Annotated in this window: 17 protein-coding genes; 10 read left to right on the top strand and 7 right to left on the bottom strand. The window is 66.5% G+C overall.

The annotated features are described in order from the left end of the window. Positions 1 to 179 precede the first annotated feature (179 nt). From ABE463_RS01705 to ABE463_RS01690, 4 genes are all read left to right on the top strand, one after another. Positions 180 to 800 (top strand): DNA-3-methyladenine glycosylase, encoded by a 621-nt coding sequence (locus ABE463_RS01705; RefSeq protein ID WP_346467033.1) that lies wholly within the window; start codon positions 180 to 182, stop codon positions 798 to 800. Next, positions 797 to 1,375, top strand: a complete 579-nt coding sequence (locus ABE463_RS01700; protein ID WP_346467032.1) for a M23 family metallopeptidase — start codon at positions 797 to 799, stop codon at positions 1,373 to 1,375. Before ABE463_RS01705 ends, ABE463_RS01700 begins: the two co-directional genes overlap by 4 nt. A 91-nt stretch (positions 1,376 to 1,466) precedes the next feature. Beyond that, the gene (locus ABE463_RS01695) at positions 1,467 to 1,964 is read left to right on the top strand and encodes a DUF892 family protein (protein WP_265308037.1); all 498 of its coding nucleotides are present in this window, start codon (positions 1,467 to 1,469) and stop codon (positions 1,962 to 1,964) included. Between the two features lie 83 nt (positions 1,965 to 2,047). Continuing rightward, positions 2,048 to 3,127 (top strand): catalase family protein, encoded by a 1,080-nt coding sequence (locus ABE463_RS01690; protein WP_346467031.1) that lies wholly within the window; start codon positions 2,048 to 2,050, stop codon positions 3,125 to 3,127. Positions 3,128 to 3,160: 33 nt separating this feature from the next. Here ABE463_RS01690 and ABE463_RS01685 read toward each other — a convergent pair whose 3' ends face one another. The 3 genes from ABE463_RS01685 to ABE463_RS01675 all read right to left on the bottom strand — a co-directional run bounded on the left by ABE463_RS01685 (position 3,161) and on the right by ABE463_RS01675 (position 6,517). Then, positions 3,161 to 3,784 carry a hypothetical protein gene (locus tag ABE463_RS01685; protein ID WP_346467030.1) on the bottom strand — a complete coding sequence of 208 codons (624 nt, stop codon included), beginning with the start codon at positions 3,782 to 3,784 and terminating at the stop codon, positions 3,161 to 3,163. A gap of 3 nt (positions 3,785 to 3,787) precedes the next feature. Continuing rightward, positions 3,788 to 4,129 carry a type II toxin-antitoxin system prevent-host-death family antitoxin gene (locus ABE463_RS01680; protein WP_179458839.1) on the bottom strand — a complete coding sequence of 114 codons (342 nt, stop codon included), beginning with the start codon at positions 4,127 to 4,129 and terminating at the stop codon, positions 3,788 to 3,790. Between the two features lie 93 nt (positions 4,130 to 4,222). Next, entirely contained in the window at positions 4,223 to 6,517 is a 2,295-nt protein-coding gene (locus ABE463_RS01675; RefSeq protein WP_346467029.1) for a GH92 family glycosyl hydrolase, read from the bottom strand. Between the two features lie 377 nt (positions 6,518 to 6,894). Here ABE463_RS01675 and ABE463_RS01670 point away from each other — a divergent pair, with 377 nt between their 5' ends. Beyond that, positions 6,895 to 7,752, top strand: coding sequence for a kelch repeat-containing protein (locus ABE463_RS01670; RefSeq protein WP_346467028.1), 858 nt, complete (start codon positions 6,895 to 6,897; stop codon positions 7,750 to 7,752). Between the two features lie 32 nt (positions 7,753 to 7,784). Here the strand turns inward: ABE463_RS01670 and proP are convergent, their stop codons facing one another. The 4 genes from proP to ABE463_RS01650 all read right to left on the bottom strand — a co-directional run bounded on the left by proP (position 7,785) and on the right by ABE463_RS01650 (position 11,638). After that, complete coding sequence (gene proP, locus ABE463_RS01665) at positions 7,785 to 9,272, bottom strand: glycine betaine/L-proline transporter ProP (RefSeq protein WP_346467027.1); 1,488 nt, start codon at positions 9,270 to 9,272, stop codon at positions 7,785 to 7,787. 384 nt (positions 9,273 to 9,656) lie between these two features. Then, positions 9,657 to 9,986, bottom strand: a complete 330-nt coding sequence (locus tag ABE463_RS01660) for a thioredoxin family protein (RefSeq protein ID WP_346467026.1) — start codon at positions 9,984 to 9,986, stop codon at positions 9,657 to 9,659. A gap of 9 nt (positions 9,987 to 9,995) precedes the next feature. Next, positions 9,996 to 10,409, bottom strand: a complete 414-nt coding sequence (locus ABE463_RS01655) for a host attachment family protein (RefSeq protein ID WP_123729359.1) — start codon at positions 10,407 to 10,409, stop codon at positions 9,996 to 9,998. 116 nt (positions 10,410 to 10,525) lie between these two features. Then, the gene (locus tag ABE463_RS01650; RefSeq protein ID WP_346467025.1) at positions 10,526 to 11,638 is read right to left on the bottom strand and encodes an alpha/beta hydrolase fold domain-containing protein; all 1,113 of its coding nucleotides are present in this window, start codon (positions 11,636 to 11,638) and stop codon (positions 10,526 to 10,528) included. A 193-nt stretch (positions 11,639 to 11,831) separates the two neighbouring features. On the opposite strand from ABE463_RS01650, the gene ABE463_RS01645 reads away from it, so the two are divergent. From ABE463_RS01645 to ABE463_RS01625, 5 genes are all read left to right on the top strand, one after another. Next, positions 11,832 to 12,998, top strand: a complete 1,167-nt coding sequence (locus ABE463_RS01645; RefSeq protein WP_346467024.1) for a hypothetical protein — start codon at positions 11,832 to 11,834, stop codon at positions 12,996 to 12,998. A gap of 78 nt (positions 12,999 to 13,076) precedes the next feature. Then, a complete protein-coding gene (locus tag ABE463_RS01640) occupies positions 13,077 to 13,751 on the top strand; it encodes a DUF3348 domain-containing protein (RefSeq protein WP_346467023.1) in 675 nt (224 codons plus the stop codon). 10 nt (positions 13,752 to 13,761) lie between these two features. After that, positions 13,762 to 16,167 carry a DUF802 domain-containing protein gene (locus ABE463_RS01635; RefSeq protein ID WP_346467022.1) on the top strand — a complete coding sequence of 802 codons (2,406 nt, stop codon included), beginning with the start codon at positions 13,762 to 13,764 and terminating at the stop codon, positions 16,165 to 16,167. Then, positions 16,164 to 16,811 carry an OmpA family protein gene (locus ABE463_RS01630; protein WP_346467021.1) on the top strand — a complete coding sequence of 216 codons (648 nt, stop codon included), beginning with the start codon at positions 16,164 to 16,166 and terminating at the stop codon, positions 16,809 to 16,811. The genes ABE463_RS01635 and ABE463_RS01630 overlap by 4 nt, the downstream gene beginning before the upstream one ends. After that, positions 16,801 to 17,406: a DUF2894 domain-containing protein gene (locus tag ABE463_RS01625; protein WP_346467020.1), complete on the top strand. Its 606-nt coding sequence runs from the start codon at positions 16,801 to 16,803 to the stop codon at positions 17,404 to 17,406. The genes ABE463_RS01630 and ABE463_RS01625 overlap by 11 nt, the downstream gene beginning before the upstream one ends. Positions 17,407 to 17,408 lie beyond the last annotated feature (2 nt).

The following is a 17,408-nucleotide window of genomic DNA, read 5'->3' as shown; positions in this document are numbered from 1 at the left end:
GGCGCGCTTCATCGCGGCGGTCACAGACCTTGAGGATTGCCCTGCATCAATCAACCTGGCGCGAGTGCCGGGCGAGCATGGCGTGACGATGGCGGCGCGTTGATCGTGCATTGACCCTTGTCGCGTCACAGTAAGCCCTCGTTTCGGACCGGTACGGTGCATCCATTGCGCGGAGGATCATGAAAACCTGGAAGGTGCTGCCGCGGCGCTTTTACCAGCGCCACCCCGCCGAGGTGGCGCCCGAGCTGCTCAACAAGCTGCTGGTGCGCGATGACGGTCGCGCAGGCCGCATCGTTGAGGTGGAAGCGTATGCAGGTGAGCAGGATCCGGCCGCGCATTCCTATCGTGGCATGACCCCGCGCACCACCACGATGTTCGGTGAAGCCGGGCATCTGTACGTGTATTTCAGCTACGGCATGCATTGGGGCTCGAACGCAGTGTGTGGTGACGTCGGCCAGGGCTGGGGCGTACTGCTGCGCGCCCTGGAGCCGGTCGCCGGGCTGGAGCTGATCCGCGAGGCGCGCCCGGCAATCAAGCGTGAGCGTGACCTGGCCAGCGGGCCAGGGCGGTTGTCGCAGGCGATGGGCATCACCAAGGCCTTGGATGGCGCGGATCTGGTGCGCAATGACCGTGGCATCCGCCTCGTGTCCGATGGCATGGCGCCACCGGAGGCCCCGGTGGTCGGGCCACGGATCGGCATCACCAAGGCAATCGACTTTCCGTGGCGCTGGCACGTGCCGGCGCACCTGCATGTGTCGGGACGCACCGGGGCGAAGAAGACGGGCGGGACCCTATCGTGAAATCCCCGCTATCGGCCACCTCTCCGGCCCGCCGCGTACGACGCTGGCTCGTGCGCGTGTTCATTCTTGTCGTCTGCATCGTGGTGGCAGGCGTGCTGTGGAACAGCCCCATCGCCGAATCGCCCCGGGCGCTCTGGCGCCTGTCGCAGATGCCAGCACCGACCGCCCTGCCCGTTCCCGTGGCCGGGGTGTCGGCTCGCCAGGTCGCCGATACGTTCGGCGCTCCCCGTGGCCGTGACCGCACGCATGCCGGTGTCGACATCTTCGCCAAACGCGGCACCGAGGTGCGCAGCGCCACACCGGGCATCGTCACGGATATTCGCGAGGGTGGCCTGGGTGGGCGTCAGGTGTGGGTGATGGGCCCGGCGCGCGAGCGCTACTACTACGCCCACCTGGACGACTGGCGTGAAGGATTGGAACGAGGTCAGGTCATCGAGCAAGGCACGGTGCTGGGCTATGTCGGCGACACCGGCAACGCCAAGGGCACGCCGCCGCATCTGCACTGGGGCATCTACGGCGCCGACGGCGCCTACGATCCGCTGCCGCTCCTGAAGGCATGGCGGGATGCGCCCTGAGCGGCGTGCAGGCCCCCTTCACAACAACGCGCGCTGGACTAACACCGATGCGCCTAGCGTCGGTGGCTCACCACCTACCGGCAGTACCTCCATGGCGATCAAGACCGCAGAAGACCTGTTCATCCACGAGCTCTCGGATATCTACAGCGCAGAAAAGCAGCTTACCAAGGCGCTGCCGAAGCTCGCACGCGCCGCGTCCAATCCAGACCTCGCCGCCGCCTTCACCCTGCACCTGGAAGAAACCCAGGGTCAGATCGAGCGCATCGATCAGGTGGTCGAACTGCTGGGCATCCGGCTCAAGCGGATCAAATGTGCCGCGATGGAGGGCCTGGTCGAAGAAGGCAAGGAGGCCATCGACAGCATTGAGGAAGGCCCGGTGCGCGATGCCGCGCTGATCGGTGGTGCGCAGAAAGTGGAGCACTACGAAATCGCCTCCTACGGCACCATCGCCGCGATGGCCAAGCAACTGGGTTACAAGGCGGCTGTACCGTTGCTGCTGGAAACGTTGGAGGAAGAGAAGGCCACCGACGAAAAGCTCACCCTGCTGGCCCTGGCCGGTGGTGGCAATGCAAAGGCTGCTGCAGCCTGATTTCGATGGAAGTCGCTGCCGGGGAGCCGGACTCCCCGCGCAGCGCGTTGTTCGTTGTTGCCCTTAACCCCACAGGAGCCCCCATGTCGCTGCGCCCACCCGTTCTCTACCACGCCTCCCTCGAACATGCAGACGCGGAGGAAACGACGCACATCCATGAGCTGGCCGAGGTATTCGCGCGGATGGCGCTGACCGTTGCCGAGCAGGAAGGTCATGCGCACCGCGCGGTGCATGCCAAAGGCCAGGGCCTGCTGAAGGGGCGGCTGCGGGTGTTGGATGGGTTGCCTGCAGAGCTGCGCCACGGTCTTTTTGCGCGGCCTGGCAGCTACGACGCGCTGGTTCGCCTGTCGTCGCCGCCCGCTGAGCAGCTTCCGGATTCGGTCTCCACCCCGCGGGCGATGGCGCTCAAAGTCATTGGCGTGGACGGGCCCCGCGCGGAACGCGCCGAGGAAGAACACACGCAGGATTTCCTGATGGTCAATGGACCAGCGTTCAACACGCCGGGCGTGGCCGGCTTCCTGCGCTCAGCCAAGCTGCTGGCCGCCACCACCGAGCGGATGCCGCGCACCAAGCGGTTGATTTCGGCCACGCTGCGTGGCGCCGAAGCGGCGCTGGAGGCAGTCGGCGGGCAAAGCGCCACGTTGAAGGGCATGGGCGGCGAGCCGCAGCATCATCCATTGGGCGAGACCTTCTTCAGTCAGGTACCGTTCCTCTACGGGCCGTACATGGCCAAGTTCTCGCTGGCCCCGATCTCACCCGACCTGCTCGCGCTGACCGGGGACAAGATCGGCTCGGACGCCGACGCGCAGCGCGAGGCGGTGGTCACCTTCTTCACCGATCTTCCCAATCCAGTGGAATGGGAACTGCGCGTGCAGTTGTGCCGCGACGTGGAGCAGATGCCGATCGAGGACGCATCGGTAGTGTGGCCCGAGGCGGACAGCCCGTTCCTGCCGGTCGCACGCCTGAGCGTGGCGCAGCAGAAGGCGTGGCAGCCTGATACCTCTCCCGGCATCGAGGATGCACTGGCGTTCGCACCATGGCATGCGTTGGCCGAGCATCGTCCGCTCGGCGGGTTGAACCGCGCGCGCCGCGTGGTGATGGCTGCCTCACGTCAATTCCGCTCGCGGTTCAATGGGTGTCCGATCCACGAGCCGGTGGGCTGAGGCCGCCTTCAGGCGCAGCTGCGAGGTGTTGCCTCACCGGATGCCATGCAGCTCCATGGCGCGCATCACGATCGGCTTGGCCCAGTCAGGCGTCTGCAGCAGCTCGATCGCCGAGGCCGGATAGTGCAGTCCGGTGCGGTCCAATTGCAGCACCGGCAACGGCTCGGCGGCATCGGCGTCGGCCGGCGCACTGTTGTCGTAGACATGCAGCTCGGCCAGATGCGGCAACAGCGCCAAGAGGTTCTCACGGGAGGAATCGTAGCGGGCGCGGATCTTGTCGGCGGGAATGTCATGTCCGCCGCGGCTGACCCGTGCGGCGACACGTTCCATATGGAGTTCCACGCTCTGCAGGCCGCAGAACCAGATCGCCACGTCGTGCCGGTCGCAGGCTTCGCGTAGCAGGCGCGGAATCGTATTGCCGCCCAAAGTGGTTTCAAACGCGAAGTCGGTGCCCTCGTCGATCGCCTGTCGCAGCCGACGCGCGCCCTCGTTCCAGGCCGCAGCATTGGCCTCGCCCAGCGACCAACCAGTCTCCACCAGACGCCGGGTGAACGTATCCGGGTTGAACCAGGTCAGGCCTTCTTCTTCCAGCCACATGCCCAGCAGCGAACTCTTGCCGGCACCATTGACGCCGGCCAGGACCAGAATGCGCCCCATCGGTCAGAGGGGGCTGCCGAGGGCGACCTTGCGGCCACGGCGGATCGGCTGACCCAGCACCTTGCCCAGCCCGCCATCGCGGCCCAGGCTGGCCAGCGTGGTATCGAACGCGGCACGCAGCCGTTCTAGCTCGCCCAGACGCTCATCGGCGTCGCCACCAGCGGCCTTGGCCAGCAGCTCCTGATAGGTCTTGATGTCCACGATCACCGCTTCGGGGTGATTGTGGTTGGTGATCACCAAGGCCTGTTTCTCCCGAACGGTCCGCATCAGGCTGGGCCAGCCGCGGGTTTTCACCGACGACGCCGTGGCCTTTTCAAGGCCGGGCAGATCCAGTGGCAGGGTCATGGCACGCTCCAGTACGGGATGGCCCTACTATACCCCTTCTGGCCAAATTGGACATAAATCCCATTTTGGCCAGAAGGGCGCCGCAGCAGCCGATCAGCGGGACATCGAGTACGGCTGTTCGGCAACCTGCCCCGGCCAAGCCTTGTTCGGCTCGGCCTGGAGGGTGAAGCGCAGCTCGCCACCGGCCAGGATTTCCTCGTGGCGCAGGAAGGTGCGCTGCAGCGGCTGGCCATTGAGGGTCACCGAACCGACATAGTCGTGGCCCTTGCCCAGCCCGTCGGTGACGATGGTGAAGGTCCTGCCGTTGGGCAGATGCAGTGCTGCCTTGGGCAGGAACGGGCGGCCGATGATGTACTCGCCGCTGCCCGGCGCCACCGGGTAGAAGCCCAGCGCGGTGAACACGTACCAGGCCGACATCTGGCCAAGGTCGTCATTGCCGGCCAGGCCATCGGGACGGTCGGCATACTGGGTGTCCATGATCTGCTTTAGGCGTGCCTGGGTGCGCCACGGCTGCCCGGCATGGGCATACAGGTAGGCCACGTGGTGGCTGGGCTCGTTGCCGTGCGCGTACCAGCCGATCAGACCGGTGATGTCTTCCATGTGTTCGAAGATCGAGGGGTCGACCTTGGCCTCGAACACCTCGTCCAGCCGGGCCAGCAGTCTGTCGCTGCCCCCGTGCGCGGCGGCCAGGCCCGCCACATCGTGCGGCACATACCACGAGTACTGCCAGGCGTTGCCTTCGGTGTAATCCGTGCCGTAGCCGCTGGCGCTCGGATCGAACGGCGTGCGGAAGCTGCCATCGCGCTTGCGCGCCCGCATGAAACCCGTGTCCTTGTCGTACGCGTTGCGCCAATTGGTGGCGCGCTTCTCGAACTCGCCGGCGACCTTCGTGTTGCCCATGGCCTTGGCCATGCGCGCGATGGTCCAGTCGTCGAAGGCGTATTCCAGCGTCTTGCTGGCCGCTTCGCCTTCCTCATCGATCGGCACCCAGCCCAGCTCGCGGTACTGCGCGATGCCATCGTACGGGCCGTAATTGGCGGTGGCCACCATGGCGGCCAATGCCTTGTTCTCATCGAAACCGCGGATGCCCTTGAGGTAGGCATCGGCGATCACCGGCACGGCGTGGTAGCCGATCATGCACCAGGTTTCCTGGCCGTGGAACGCCCATACCGGCAGCATCCCGTAGGCGCTGTTGTGCTGGTGCGCGAGCAGCGAATTGATGAAATCGCTGTTCCGTTTCTCCGGCTGCACCAGGGTGAGCAGTGGATGCAGGGCTCGGTAGGTGTCCCACAGCGAGAACGTTGAATAGTTGGTGTAGCCCTCGGCACGATGCACCGCGTTGTCCGAGCCGCGGTACTGGCCATCTCTGTCCATGAAGACCGTCGGCCCCAGCAGGCTGTGGTACAGCGCGGTGTAGGCGCTGCGCCGGTCATGCTCGGGCGCGTCGATGTCCAGCACCGACAGCGCCTGCGTCCATTGCGCTCTCGCCCCGGCTCGGACGCGATCGAAATCGAAGCCCGGCACTTCACTCTCCAGGTTGGCGATCGCACCGGCCTCGCTGACCGAGGAGATCGCCACCGTCACCACCAGCGGTTTATCGAGCTTGCCGAAATCAAACGTGCCCACCAGTTGGCGCCCTTCAATCTGTGCACGCTGGGCCGGGCTCTGGTGCCCCGGCGGCGGGAAACCCTTGTAGGCGATGTCGGTCTCGGTATTGTGGAACGCATGACCGGTCAGCGGGCGGGAGAAGCGCATCGCGAAATACAGCTGGCGACCTGGCGCCCATCCGCGGGTCTCGCGGAAGCCGGTGATGGTGCCGTCCTCGCGGGCACGCAGACGCGACCATAGGATCTTGCCCGGATAGTCGTAGAGGCTGGTGCGCAGGTCCAGCAGCACGCGCGCCGGCTGGTTGGCCGGATAGGTGTAACGGTGCACACCCACGCGGGTGCTGGCGGTGAGTTCCGCGCGCACCTTGGGGTCATCCAGAGTGACCGCGTAGTAGCCCGGCTCGGCGCGCTCGTCATCGTGGCGGAAGCGCGAGGTGTAACCGCTGCCAGGTTTGTCCGGGTCGCCACGCTCCAGGCTGGCATCGGTGCGCACCGGCATCAGCAGCACATCGCCCAGATCGGAATGGCCGCTGCCCGAGAAATGCGTGTGCGAGAAGCCAACGATGCTGGTGTCGTCGTGCCGGTAGCCTGCCGCCCACCCATAGGCCTTCTCGCGCGGCTGGATGCGGGTGTCCGGGCTGAGCTGGACCATGCCGAACGGGACCGTGGCGCCGGGATAGGTGTGACCCTCGCCTGCAGTGCCGATGAACGGATCAACCGCCGCGTAGGCACGCTCGCCGACCTTCGCCGGTGCCGCCGTGGCCGTGCCGGCCACCAACATCGCCCCTACTGCGAGCCCCAACCAGCGCACCGTCCCCGTTTTTGTCATGGCGTTGAATTTAGATCGATTCAGGTAAGAGTGATCCTAGCACCGCCCCAGCAGACCGGCATGTTGCGGTGCGGTTGAGGACGCGGGGGGACGCGGCTTGCTACGCTGGCGCCTGGCTCGTTTCCGGGAAGACCTGCATGGTGTTACGCCGCCGCACCTGCCTCATGGCAACCTCCCTCATCGCTGCTGCCCTGCTCGCCGCGTGTGCGGGGCGAACCGCTCACAACGGTGGTGCTGCATCCACCGGGGCCTCTGGACCATCAGCGGCAGCGCTGACATGGACGGCGCACCAAAGCGGACATCCACCCACCGCGCGACACGAAAGTGCCTTGGTCGCGCTTGATGGCAAACTCTATCTGCTGGGGGGACGTGGTGAACGCCCCCTGGAGGTCTTCGATCCCGCCAGCGGAGGCTGGACCTCCGGCGCACGACCTCCACTGGAACAGCTTCACCACACTCAGGCACTCGCCTACGACGGCCGTATCTGGGTGATGGGGGCCTTGACCGGCGACTTCCCAGCCGAGCCCGCCGTTCCTGCGCTGTGGATCTACGACCCGACGGCGGATGCGTGGCAACAGGGGCCATCGCTGCCGGCAGGCCGCGCTCGCGGTGCCAGTGGCGTTGCGTTGCACGCGGGCCAGTTCTATCTGGTCGGTGGTGTAACGCGTGGGCACACCGGTGGCGTGGTGCCATGGCTGGATGTCTTCGATCCCGCGACGGGGCAGTGGACAGCGCTGCCGGATGCACCGCATGCGCGCGACCACTTCCACGCGGCGGTATTGGACGGCGCGCTCTACGCCGCCGGTGGCCGGGTCAGCGCCCATGGCAGCAATGCGTCGGGGATGCAGTCGGTGGCAGCCGTGGACGTCTTCGATATCGCATCGGGCCGCTGGTCCACCCTTCCCTCGCCCCTGCCGACCCCACGCTCAGGCACGGCCACGGTTGCCTGGAATGACAGGATCGTTGTGATCGGCGGCGAAAGCGATGCGCACACGGCCGCGCACGCAGAGGTGGAGGCCTGGAGCCCCGCCCTTCAGCGCTGGGAGCGGCTGCCGCCGCTGCCGGTCGGGCGACACGGCATGCAGGCGGCGGTGCTGAACGGTGCGCTGCACGTGGTCGCGGGCAGCGCTAATCGTGGCGGCGGACCAGAGCTGGACGACCATTACCGCTTGGTCGCCCGTCCGTAGTCCATCGCCAGGCGGGCGCATGCCGTCCCGGCTTACGCCGGCCGTGCCGAGTCCGGTACCGCCGCCTCGGGCAGCATGGGCTGGGTCGCGTCCACCGTGACCGGCTCATCACTGCGCATCAACGCGCGCGCTTCGGCTTCGCTCGCCACCGCCGGCGGGGAGCCACGCAGCGGCATGCCGGCGGTCTCGCGCACGAACAGCATGGTGATCACGCCGATCACCGCCGCGCCCATCAGGTAGTAAGCGGGCACCAGCGGATCACCGGTGCGCTCCACCAGCCAGGCGGTCACCAGCGGCGTGGTACCCCCGAACAGCGAGACCGAGACGTTGAAGGCGATCGACAGCGCGCTGTAGCGCACCGGCGTGTAGAACAGCGCCGGCAGCGTGGACGGCATCGAGCTGGTGAAGCACACCAGCGCCAGCCCGAGCAGCATCAGCCCCAGAAAGATCAGCCAGTCATTGCCGCTGCCCACCAGTTTCAGGCACGGGATCGCCAGCAGGAACAGCGCGATGCAGGCACCGATGATCATCGGGCGACGGCCCAGGCGATCGCTGAACAATCCACCCACCACATTGAGCGGCATCATCACCAGCATCACGATGATGATCAGCAGCAGGCCTTTGCTTTCGGCATAGCCCATGGTGACGCTGAGGTAGCTGGGCATGTAGGTCAGCAGCATGTAATCGGTGACGTTGAACACCAGCACCAGGCCGACGCAGATCAGCAGCTGTGCCCAATGCACGCGGAACAGCGCGCCCAGGCCCGGGCGCTCGTGATCGCGCTTCTCGGCCTCTTCGGCATACGCGCGGAAGGCCGGCGTCTCTTCCAGCTTCATGCGCATGTACAGGCCAAGCAGACCCAGCGGGCCAGCCACCAGAAACGGAATGCGCCAGCCCCAGTCCAACATCTGGGTGCTGCTCAGTGCCATGTGCAGTGTGGTGACTGTGCCGGCACCGGCGATGTAGCCGCCCAGCGTACCGAACTCCAGCCAGCTGCCCATCAGGCCGCGATTTCGGTCAGTCGAATACTCGGCGATGAACGTTGCCGCGCCGCCGTACTCACCGCCGGTGGAGAATCCCTGCACGATGCGGGCAAGCAGCAACAGCGCCGGTGCCCAGATGCCGATGCGGTCGTACGAGGGAATCAGGCCGATGCTGAAGGTGCCTACAGCCATCAGGATCATGGTGGCCGCGAGTACCTTCTGCCGCCCGTACTTGTCACCCAGCGGGCCGAACACCAGCCCGCCCAAGGGGCGCACTAGGAAGGCGACGGTGAAGGTGGCGAAGGTGGCGATCAGCTGCGCGGTCGGGCTGCTGTCGGGGAAGAACACGTGGCCGAGGGTCACGGCCAGGTAGCCGTAGACACCGAAATCGAACCACTCCATCGCGTTGCCGAGCGCGGCAGCGCCAACGGCCTTCTTCAACATCGGACGATCAACGACGGTGACTTCGTCGACATGCATCTGGCGGCGGCGTTTGAACCAGCCAAAATGAGCGTGTGCGGCAGGCAGGTCCTGCATCTGCTTTCTCCTGGAAGCAGGCCATCGCGGCGCCCGAGGTCCCGCGCACGGCACAGGAAATACCGCCTCTGATGACACAGCGCGATGCGCGAAGAGGGGTTGCAACAGACGATCCCGGACGGCCGCGTGGACTCAGCGACGCTGCGGGATGGATGACCAGGAAGCGGGCAATGGCCCGGGGGTGATCAAGCGGGCCATCTTACTACATTTGGCGAGCGCGAGGCCCGTACTGCTCCGGTCGGCAGCGTGGAACAGCATGTTTCAAGCTGTTTTGACTACTTTTCACGCGATGCATACACACGTCGGCAGCGCTGGGAATGCGGCGAATGTGTTGTGCTGACACTCATCTCGCAGGGCGAATGTCGCTCGAGAGCGGGATGCTCGTTACTGCCCGCGCTCCAATGCATCGATCAATGGCGCGAGATCGTCGCGCTCGTGCGGCCGCACTGCACGCGCGATTTCGCGGCCATCGCGCAACAGAATCACCGTCGGCCACAGCTTCACAGCAAAGGAGCGGCCCAACGGCCGCCCCTTCCCATCTTCGACCTTCAGGTGCGTAGCGTCGTAGCCGCCGAGAAACTTCTGCAGCAGGGGCTGGGCGGCACTGCAATGGCCGCACCAACCGGTGCCGAACTCCAGCATCACCCATCCGCTGCCCGCATCGATGTCGGCACGGGTGATGTCGGAGGGGCTGTACTCACGAACGAAGGCCATTAGCGGTTCTCAGGACAGTGCGCGCTGGATGTCCTCCAGCGGTGCGTTGGTGTAATCCTTCGCCAGATCCTTGATCAGCCGCTCCTGGGTTTCTTTGTGCAGCAACGGGCGGATGCGGCCCAGCGTCTGCGGGTCGGCGATCAGGATCAGGTGCGCGTAGCGGTTCTTCAGCGCATCTTCGTTCAACTGCGCGGCGACCTGCTTGGCAAACGTGGCTTCATTGAGCTGGGAGATCGTCATGTCCTGTGGCACCGAGCCGGAGGGGCCCTGCCCCGAGGCGCCGGTTTCGCTGACGGCCTGCAGCTGAAGTTCCCCCTCCTGCTTGAGTTGAAGCTTGTGCGCCGTGCCAACGTTGGTGAACACGCGGGCCGAGCCGCCGTCGGCGACAACAACGAGGGTACCTTCGGGAATCTGCTGGCTCATCATCTACTCCTTATGGGAAAAACCGAGCGCGGGTGCACTCGGGTTCCACCGTAGGCAACCCCATGTAAGCACCGTGCATACGGATGTATGCATTCCGTATGCAACGCCTGTGCGCCCTACTCCACAGGCGCTGGCGGCAGCGGCATGTCCAGGTGGCGGGTGAAGAACCGGGCCATCACCCGGTAAGCCTGCTGGCTCTCGTGCAGGCGGGCATCCAGATGAAACGCGTGGCCCAGCCCGTCCCAGACGTGCAGATCCGACTCGCGGCCCAGGTCCACCAGCCGGGAATGCGTATAGGACACGTTGCTCAGTTCCGCCGCACGGGTGGCGGTAATGAACAGGGTCGGTGGGAACTGCGCGAGGACTGCATCGGAGAACACCGGCGACACGAGTGGATCACGGAAATCCACCTTCCCGTAGTACAGGTCCTCCATGATCGGCAACGTGCCGTCAGCATGCGGCAGCAGTGCATCGGTGACGGCCGCCGCCACATAGCGGGAGTCGCCGCCGTAGCGGGCATCGCCGCCGGCGCAGAACAGGCCGGCCGCGGCCGGCATCGGCAGCTTCTCCTTGGCGAACCACGCCAGCGATTCGCCCGTGAGCACGCCGCCGGCCGAGCAGCCGAACAGACCGATGTGCCGTGCCGGCATCTTCTCCAGCGCCGCCCGGTAGACCGCGGCCACATCCTCACTCGCGGCCGGAAACTGATGCTCCGGGCCTTGCCGGTACTCCACCGCCACGACCGTGGCCCCCGTCATGGCCGCGACCGGAATCGCCTCCAGCAGGCCGAGGCTGTCAGCGCGGCCGAACACGAACGCGCCGCCATGCAGTTCGATCAACAGGCGCCGCCGCGCTGGATCGGCTGGCGCACTGCGTGGCTCGACACGTACCACCGGTACGCCATTCCAGGTTTCGTGGTGCAGCTCCACCGGATAGCGCTGGCGCAGCGCCTTGATCTCGCCATACGCCCAGTCATCGGCACCCTTGCGGATAGTCGCCAGTTCCTTGAGCACGGTGGCGTTGTCCATCTTCGCGACCGGGTCGCCGTGGGCGACGGCGCTACGCATCGCGGCCTGTGCTTCCGGGCTCAGATACGGCGACAGCGGCAAAGCGAACCGGGGCACGTTGCGGACGCCGTCCTCAAGCGACGCAGCGGGCGTAGCCGCGATAACCGTTCCGCTGGCCGCCACCAACAGCGTCAGCAACCCGAAGGTGCGGGTCGATCCCATCTGCTGTACTCCCTATGCGAAATCGGGCCACAGCATAGCCGCTGCCTCGCCGTCACGGCACGCCGAAGCGTCCGGATCCGTGCTCGCCGGCGCCATGACTACAACTTTCGGCACCCGCATTCTGCCCTGCAGCCTGCCACTCTGCTCCCCACAACGTGCATCACATGGAGGCTGGATGATCAGGATGTGGATCGTGGGGGTGCTGCTGGGGATGCTGTCGCTGCCTGCAAAGAGCGGCGTGCCTGAACCTGCCACGCAGGTGATCGTGCTGGGCGTGGACCATGCGGCGCAACTGGTGGCGCGCGAAGATCGGCCGGCGGTGCTGGCTGCGTTCTTGGATCGCACTGACCCGGATGCGATCTGCATCGAGCGCTCGCCGGAAGCATTTGCACGCAACGATTTCTATGAATTCACCTACGAAGTGCAGGATGTGGTGGTGCCCTTCGCGCGCGAGCGCAACATCGCCCTGTGCCCCTTCGATTGGCACCCTTCGAGCGAGGACGCGCAACTGGGCTTCGGCATGGATCTGGAGGCGATCCCCGAAATCCGGCCCACGCGCGGTTTCCAGCAGTTCCTGACCTTCCCCGAGCCGGCGCAGCTCAAACGTACCCTCTTCCATGCCGATGTTGCCGCGAATGTGGCGCGCTCCACGCAATGGAGTCTCACTCCAGCGGCACGCACCGCACAGGATCTGCCACGTCGCCTGTTCCTGTATCGCACGTTCCTGCAGGCCAAGCGCATTGCGGCCGCCGCGCGTGCGCATCCCGGCGGCACCGTGGTCGTGGTGGTCGGTGAGTTCCACAAGCGCGACATCGATGAGGTACTGGCCGATGAACCCGGCATCGTGCTGGTGCAGCCGTCGCGCCTGGGTGCCCCAACCGACGCAGAGGTACACCGTTTTGAGCGACGCGAATATCGCGTAGCGGTAGCGACGTTCAACCTCCTCGGCATGCAGGCAAGCACCGCCAATCGGGACGACGCATTCCTGCGTGAAACGGTCGATGCGCTCATCAGCAGCGGCGTTACCCCTGAAGTGCAGTTGCTGGCCGCGCGATTGGACCTGCTGCAGGGGCACATCAGCCGCGCCGAGGCAACCCGGCGCTACCGGCAGATCGCGGCCACCGCGGGTGATGCGCGGTTTACCTGGACGGGCGTGAAGGATAGCCGCCGCCTGGATTCCTGGTTCGACCCCTTCGGAAACCTCAACGTGCGGCAGCGCGCCCTGCTGGAACTTGCGCGCGAGTCGACGTTGGCCGGGCGAGCCGACGAGGCCGAGCGGCGTCGAGTTGCACTGCGTCGAGAGCTGACTGCCCGCCAGCAGAGGCAGCTGGACGGCTACTGGCCCCTGCTCGCCAAGTGAGCGCCTGCCCAGCCTGAACCTCCCGGCCCGGCGGGCTGCAGTCATTACGGTGTAAAATTCGCCGTTTTAACCGGAACAATGGCCAAAACCGCGCAACGGACGCCTGTCCCGGGCCCGGCCTTCATCCGGCTGCTGGCCCGCCTTGCCGAGAGTAACCTGTCCTCGGCGGGCCCTGCCCTGTCAGACCGGCTCAGCGAGTGGGTGGACTGGACGCGGGCGGTTACCTTGTCCAAGGCGCTCGATGGCCGGCTTCCACCTGCCGTGGACGGCCCGGATTTCAATGCCGACGAGGACGCCGAGTGTCGGCGGCTCCGCGCTGCGTTGGAGGCGGCCATCGTTCAGGAATCTGAGGGTGCCAAACACCCTTCCCAGGTGGCGGCCGACGGTACGGACGGCACTGTTGAGTACACCGCGTTCCGCGAGCGCTATCTGGCGTTGCAGCGGGCCATGCTCCGGGACACCAGCCGCCTGCGCGGTCGGCTTCGCGACATGTTGACCCGCACCTCTTCTGAGATGGCCAGGCTCGCCGAAGTCGACGCGCTGATGGAGCAGACCCTGAGCGCGCGGGAGTACAGCCTGCTGGCCAAGGTACCGGTGCTGCTCGGCGTGCATTTCGAGCGGCTGCGCGATGCCGGCAGCGATGATGCGTGGCTCGAGGTGTTCCGCCGTGACATGCAGAGCCTGCTGCTGGCCGAGCTGGATGTTCGTTTTCAACCGATAGAAGGGCTGCTTGCAGCGCTTCGCACCCACTAACCGGGACGTCATGTTCAGAACCAGTCTTCACTACGTTGTTTTCCTGCTTGGCCTTGTTGCGGTGTGCTGGATCGGGGCAGGCTATGCCAGCACCAATCCGGTCGGTTTCGCTGTCGCCCTGCTGATCGCCGTCTGCTACCTCGCCGGTGGCCTCGAGCTGCATCGCTACCGGCAGGCGACCGCCTCGCTCACGGCGGCCACGGTCAGCGCAGGCACCGCCAGCGCCGGGCTCGCCACCTGGCTGGGCCAGCTGCATCCCAGCCTTCGCAATGCCGTGCGTCTGCGCGTGGAAGGCGAGCGCGTTGCCCTGCCCGGTCCGGTCCTGACGCCTTACCTGGTCGGGCTGCTGGTGCTGCTGGGCATGCTCGGTACCCTGCTCGGCATGATGGCGACGTTGCGCGGGACCGGACTGGCGCTGGAAAGCGCGACCGACCTGCAGGCGATCCGCGGCTCACTGGGTGCACCGGTGGAAGGCCTTGCGGTCGCGTTCGGCACCTCGATCGCCGGTGTCGCCACCTCCGCGATGCTGGGCCTGCTCTCGGCCCTGTGCCGGCGTGAGCGCCTGGAAGCGGTGCAGCGACTGGACGTGGAGATCGCGACCACCCTGCACACGCACTCGCAGTCCTGGCAGCGCAATGAAGCCTTCCGGTTGCTGCAGCAGCAGGCCGAACGGATGCCGGCGCTGGTGGAACGGCTGCAGGCCATGACCACCGCGATCGAGCAGCAGAGCAACGTCTCGGGCGAGCGGTTGCTGGCGAACCAGCAGAGCTTCCATGCCAAGGCCGACGAGGAATATGCCCGCCTGACCGCCGCCATCGAACAGTCGCTCAAGGACAGCGTCGCCGAAAGCGCACGCGCGGTCGGTGCGGCCTTGGAGCCGGTGATGGACACCACCCTGGCCGGCATCGCCCGCGCCAACGCCGCCATGCATGAGACGGTGACCCAAGCGGTGCAGCGCCAGCTGACCGGGTTGACCGAGGGCTTCGACGCCAGCCGTGTCGCCACCGCCGCATCCTGGCAGGCCGCGCTGGAGAGCCAGCAACAGACCAACGCGGCACTGACCACGGACCTGCGCGCCACGCTGGAGGGGTTCGCCGCGCAGCACGATCAACGCGCGCTTGGCCTGCTCGATGCCGTTTCCACGAAGCTGGTCAGCACCGCTGATGGTTGGCAGGCGGCCCAGTCCGCACAGCAGCAGACCAACAACGCCATGGCGACCGAGCTGCGCAGTGCACTGACCCAGTTCGCCGAGCAACATGGCGAGCGCTCCAGCGCGTTGCTTGAGGCCGTCTCGACCGAGCTTAACGCGACCGCGCAGCGCTGGCAGGAGGCTCAGGCTGCGCAGCAGCAGACCCATGCTGCGCTCACCGGCGACCTGCGCACGGCCCTGGCCAGCTTCACCGATACACATGACGCCCGGGCTACCGGCCTGATCGACGCGGTCGGCAGCCGCATGGAGGCCACCACCTCGCAGATCGCCGAGGCGTGGCAGCAGGCGCTCGCCCGCCAGGATGCCGCCGCGACTGCAGTGAGCGAGCGTCACCAGCACGCGCTGGATGCCGCCGCCGCGACGCTGCAGGCGCAGGCGGTGTCGCTCGGCGAGGCGATGCAGCACTCGCATACCCAGCTGCAGGACGCACTGGAAGCACGCGATCAGCAGCGCCTAAGCGTGTGGACCGATGCCTTCACCGGCATGAGCGCCAGCCTCGGCGAACGCTGGGAGCAGACCGGCGCCAGCGTCGCCAGCCGTCAGCAGGAGATCTGCGACACCCTCGCCCGCACCGCCAACGACATCACCCAGCAGGCCCAGGCGCACGCCAGCGAGACGATCAGCGAGATCTCGCGCCTCGTCCAAGCCGCCTCGGAAGCGCCCAAGGCCGCGGCCGATGTCGTCGCCGAACTGCGCAGCAAACTCTCCGACAGCCTGGTCCGGGACACCGCCACGCTGGAAGAACGCAGCCGCCTGCTGGCCACCGTGGAGACCCTGCTGGATGCGGTCAACCACGCCGCCAACGAGCAGCGCGTCGCCGTCGATGCCCTGGTATCGACCTCGGCCGAGCTGCTGGACCGGGTGGGCACACGCTTCACCGATCACATCGAAGCCGAGACCGGCAAGCTCGGCAGCGTGGCCGCGCAGGTCACCGGCAGTGCGGTGGAAGTGGCGAGTCTGGCCGACGCGCTCGGCAGCGTCGTGCAGTCCTTCGGGACGGCCAGCGACGGTCTCAACGAGCGCCTGGCCCAGATCGCCGCCTCGCTGGACGGCTCGCTGGCACGCAGTGACGAGCAGCTTGCCTACTACGTGGCCCAGGCGCGTGAGGTCATCGACCTCAGCGTGCTCTCGCAGAAGCAGATCATCGATGAGCTGCAGCAGCTGGCCGGTCGCCGCAGCAGCAAGGCCGGAGCCGCCTCGGCATGAGCGACGAGATCGAAGTCGAGGCCGACGGAGGCGCTCCGATCTGGGCCGCCTTCGGCGACCTGATGTCGGTGCTGCTTGGCGCGTTCGTCCTGATTCTGGTCGGCGTGGTTGCGCTGCAGCTGGAGCTGACCAACCGCTTGGATGAAGAGGTCAAGCAGCGCCAGGCCGAAGTGCAGCGTCGCCAGACGCTGGAGCAGGCACTGGCCGGCCCGCTCGCGGCCGGGCGCGTGACGCTGGTGGATGGCCGCATCGGCATCCGCGGCAATGTGCTGTTCGCGTTGAACTCGGATCAGCTGCAACCGGAAGGTGCCGACGTCCTCAAGAGCCTCGCCGGGCCGTTGAAAGGCTACCTGGCCTCGCGCGAGGAGATCCTCATGGTCAGCGGCTTCACCGACGACCAGCAGGTGCGCGATGGCAACTGGCGCTTCGCCGACAACTGGGAGCTCTCCGCAGAGCGTGCGTTGACCGTGACCCGCACCTTGATTGTCGAGGGCGTACCGTCGGATGCGGTGTTTGCCGCGGCGTTTGGCTCGGAGCAGCCGGTGAGTTCCAACGCCGACGAACAAGGCCGCGCGAAGAATCGCCGTGTGGAGATTGCGCCGATTCCCAAGCCCAAGACCAGCAAGGCACCGGATGCCCCGTAGTTCTGTCGCAACGGCTGAGATCCTCCAGAACTGGCGGGCGGACAAGCTCGACCAGCTCGACCGCACGCGCTTTGCCGTGATCGAGGCACTGCATGCCCGCGCGCAGGCGCATGACGGCCAGGTGCGGGCGCTGCTGCAGGCGAAGCTGGATGCGTTGATGGCGAGCTACGGCGAGCAGATTGCCCAGGCATCCGTAGTGGCGCCGTCCGCGCCCGTCCCGTCAGCCGGACGCATTGACCTGCAGGCACTGATCACGGAATTGAGCGGCCAGCACGACGCGACCTATCCAGAGCTGCCCGTGCTCGCTGAGGTCCGTGCGACATGGGCCAGGCTGCGCAATGCAAGCCAGCTCAAGGAATCGCTGGCCCAGATGCCCACCAATGGCGGGCCGCTGAACTCCGGCGTGCTGGTCCATCGCGCCCTGACGTTGATGAAGGAGACCTCGCCGGGTTATTTGACGCACTTCATGGCGTACCTGGATGCGCTGTCCGGCATGGAGCATCTGCATCAGTGGGGCGTGCTGGTGGCGACGCCGAAGGTTGTGCCGCGGGGGGCGAAGCCGCGGCGGCCGCGTGCGGGCAAGGCAGCAAACTGAGG

The organism is Stenotrophomonas sp. TWI819, assembly GCF_039673075.1.
GTDB classification, from domain to species: Bacteria; Pseudomonadota; Gammaproteobacteria; order Xanthomonadales; family Xanthomonadaceae; genus Stenotrophomonas; species Stenotrophomonas rhizophila_B.
Note: the sequence above shows the minus strand (reverse complement) of the source record. Positions and strands in the feature narration are given on the sequence as shown.

Coding starts and splice junctions, on each gene's coding strand:
- ABE463_RS01705 (WP_346467033.1), top strand. CDS start 180: ATGAAAACCTGGAAGGTGCTGCCGCGGCGCTTTTACCAGCGCCACCCC.
- ABE463_RS01695 (WP_265308037.1), top strand. CDS start 1,467: ATGGCGATCAAGACCGCAGAAGACCTGTTCATCCACGAGCTCTCGGAT.
- ABE463_RS01690 (WP_346467031.1), top strand. CDS start 2,048: ATGTCGCTGCGCCCACCCGTTCTCTACCACGCCTCCCTCGAACATGCA.
- ABE463_RS01685 (WP_346467030.1), bottom strand. CDS start 3,784: ATGGGGCGCATTCTGGTCCTGGCCGGCGTCAATGGTGCCGGCAAGAGT.
- ABE463_RS01680 (WP_179458839.1), bottom strand. CDS start 4,129: ATGACCCTGCCACTGGATCTGCCCGGCCTTGAAAAGGCCACGGCGTCG.
- ABE463_RS01675 (WP_346467029.1), bottom strand. CDS start 6,517: ATGTTGGTGGCCGGCACGGCCACGGCGGCACCGGCGAAGGTCGGCGAG.
- proP (WP_346467027.1), bottom strand. CDS start 9,272: ATGCAGGACCTGCCTGCCGCACACGCTCATTTTGGCTGGTTCAAACGC.
- ABE463_RS01660 (WP_346467026.1), bottom strand. CDS start 9,986: ATGGCCTTCGTTCGTGAGTACAGCCCCTCCGACATCACCCGTGCCGAC.
- ABE463_RS01655 (WP_123729359.1), bottom strand. CDS start 10,409: ATGAGCCAGCAGATTCCCGAAGGTACCCTCGTTGTTGTCGCCGACGGC.
- ABE463_RS01650 (WP_346467025.1), bottom strand. CDS start 11,638: ATGGGATCGACCCGCACCTTCGGGTTGCTGACGCTGTTGGTGGCGGCC.
- ABE463_RS01640 (WP_346467023.1), top strand. CDS start 13,077: ATGGCCAAAACCGCGCAACGGACGCCTGTCCCGGGCCCGGCCTTCATC.
- ABE463_RS01635 (WP_346467022.1), top strand. CDS start 13,762: ATGTTCAGAACCAGTCTTCACTACGTTGTTTTCCTGCTTGGCCTTGTT.
- ABE463_RS01630 (WP_346467021.1), top strand. CDS start 16,164: ATGAGCGACGAGATCGAAGTCGAGGCCGACGGAGGCGCTCCGATCTGG.
- ABE463_RS01625 (WP_346467020.1), top strand. CDS start 16,801: ATGCCCCGTAGTTCTGTCGCAACGGCTGAGATCCTCCAGAACTGGCGG.